This window comes from Saccharomonospora saliphila YIM 90502, assembly GCF_000383795.1.
In the GTDB taxonomy this organism is placed as follows: Bacteria; Actinomycetota; Actinomycetes; order Mycobacteriales; family Pseudonocardiaceae; genus Saccharomonospora; species Saccharomonospora saliphila.
Window position 1 is genome coordinate 5,571 of sequence record NZ_KB912591.1, and the last position, 2,268, is coordinate 7,838.

Sequence of the window (2,268 nt, forward strand, 5' to 3'; positions counted from 1 at the left end):
CCGGCCTCGCGGGCGGCCACGGCAGGCCCGGGCGGCCCTCGCGTCCCGTGCCCGGTACCGACTTCGACCCGGTCGCGCCGAACACCGCCGACGCCGTCACGGTTCCGGACGGCTACGACCAGCGTGTCGTGATCCGCTGGGGCGACCCGGTGCTGCCGGGCGCGCCGGAGTTCGACTTCGCCAACCAGACCGCCGAGGCACAGGCCCGGCAGTTCGGCTACAACAACGACTTCGTTGGCCTCATCCCGCAGGACCCGGCCGGTCGACGGCACCTCATGGTGGTCAACCACGAGTACACCACCGAGACGCACATGTTCCCGCCCGAGCAGTACGACTCGGACAATCCCACCGAGGAGCAGGTGCGGATCGCCTGGGCGGCGCACGGCATGTCGGTGGTGCAGACCGTGCGCGACCCGCGCGGGGGCCTGCGTGTGGTCCCGAGCCGGTACAACCGCCGCGTCACCGTGGAGACGGAGTTCGAGCTGCGCGGCCCGGCCGCGGGCTCGGAACTGCTCAGGACGTCGGCGGACGAGACCGGCCGCCGCGTGCTCGGCACGCAGAACAACTGCGCGGGCGGCGTGACCCCGTGGGGCACGGTCCTCTCCGGCGAGGAGAACTTCCACCAGTACTTCGCCCACGGCGACTCGGTCACCGACCCCGTGGCGTCCGAGCGGCTGCGCCGCTATGGACTCACCGGCGGTGAGAGCACCCGGAAGTGGGAGCGGTTCGACCGGCGCTGGGACATCTCCCGGGAGCCGAACGAACCCCACCGGTTCGGCTGGGTGGTCGAGATCGATCCGAACGACCCGCACTCCACGCCGGTCAAGCACACCGCACTCGGACGGTTCAAGCACGAGGCCGCCACCGTCGCGATCACCGCCGACCGCAGGGTGGCGGTGTACTCCGGCGACGACGAGCGGTTCGACTACATTTACAAGTTCGTCTCGAAGGGCCGGTACAAGCCCGGGCGCAGCGCCCACGCCCGCAGGCACAACATGAACCTGCTCGACGAGGGCACCCTCTACGTCGCGCGGTTCACCGGCGACAGCCCGGACAGCGAGATCGACGGTAGCGGCAGGCTGCCGTCCGACGGTGAGTTCGACGGCCGCGGCGAGTGGATCGCGCTGGCCAGCGGGAACACGTCGTTCGTGCCCGGCTTCACCGCCGAGGAGGTTTACGTCTTCACCCGGCTGGCGGCCGACGCGGTCGGCGCCACGAAGATGGACCGCCCCGAGGACATCGAGCCGAACCCGGTCACCGGCCGCGTCTACGCCGCGTTGACGAACAACAGCGACCGGGGTGCGACGGGGGCGGCAGGCGCCGACGAGGCCAACCCGCGCGACGGCAACCGCAACGGGCACGTGCTGGAGTGGGAGGAGGACGGGGGAGACGGCGCCGCCACGGCGTTCTCCTGGCGGCTCCTGCTCGTCTGTGGTGACCCGGCCGAGGCCGACACCTATTTCGGAGGCTTCGACAAGAGCCGGGTCAGCCCGATCTCGTGCCCCGACAACCTCGCCTTCGACGCGCACGGCAATCTCTGGGTCTCCACCGACGGCAACGCGCTGGGCTCGAACGACGGGTTGTTCGCTGTGCCGGTGGAGGGCGAGAACCGGGGCCAGGTCAAGCAGTTCCTCACCGTGCCGGTGGGGGCGGAGACCTGCGGTCCCGTGATCGGTGACGACGTCGTCGTCGTGGCGGTCCAGCACCCCGGCGAGGGCGGCAGCGCGGCTGACCCGCAGTCGCACTGGCCCGACGGCGGCGACGCACACCCCCGGCCCTCCGTGGTCTCCGTCTGGCGCGAGGACGCTCGCGGCCGCCCGGGCCGCATCGGCGGACCCTGACCCAGGCCGGAACGCCACTCGCGAGTTGCACCTTAAGGTGCGCGAGTTGCCCCTTAAGGTGCGCGAGTTGCCCTTCGGCGGTGTGCGAGTTGCCGCCGACCGTGGGCGGGTCGCCTCTTGCTTGAGAACACGCACTGACGCGAAGAGACAACTCGCGGGCGTACCGGGGCAACTCGCGGACACGAGGGGGCAACTCGCGAACGGGAGGGGGCAACTCGCGGACACGAGGGGGCAACTCGCGGACGGGAGGGGAGGGTGGGTGTCCGCGCCGCGCGGTGGGGCGGCGCGCTTGTCTACCGTGGACGCCTATGGCTGAGTCACCTCTCGCTCTCGTCACCGGTGCCACCCGCGGGATCGGCGCGGCCGTGGCGCGGGCGCTCGCACCCACGCACGCCCTGCTGCTCGGCGGCCGCGACACCGACGCGCT

1 protein-coding gene and 1 pseudogene are annotated in these 2,268 nt (G+C 71.6%); both read left to right on the top strand.

What is annotated here, in order from left to right; all coding sequences use genetic code 11:
* Positions 1-1,841 (top strand): PhoX family protein (locus tag SACSA_RS20785; RefSeq protein WP_019812516.1); only part of this gene is annotated, 1,841 nt, incomplete at its 5' end.
* A 308-nt stretch (positions 1,842-2,149) separates the two neighbouring features.
* A pseudogene (locus SACSA_RS20790) lies at positions 2,150-2,268 on the top strand (short chain dehydrogenase); the annotation flags it as partial.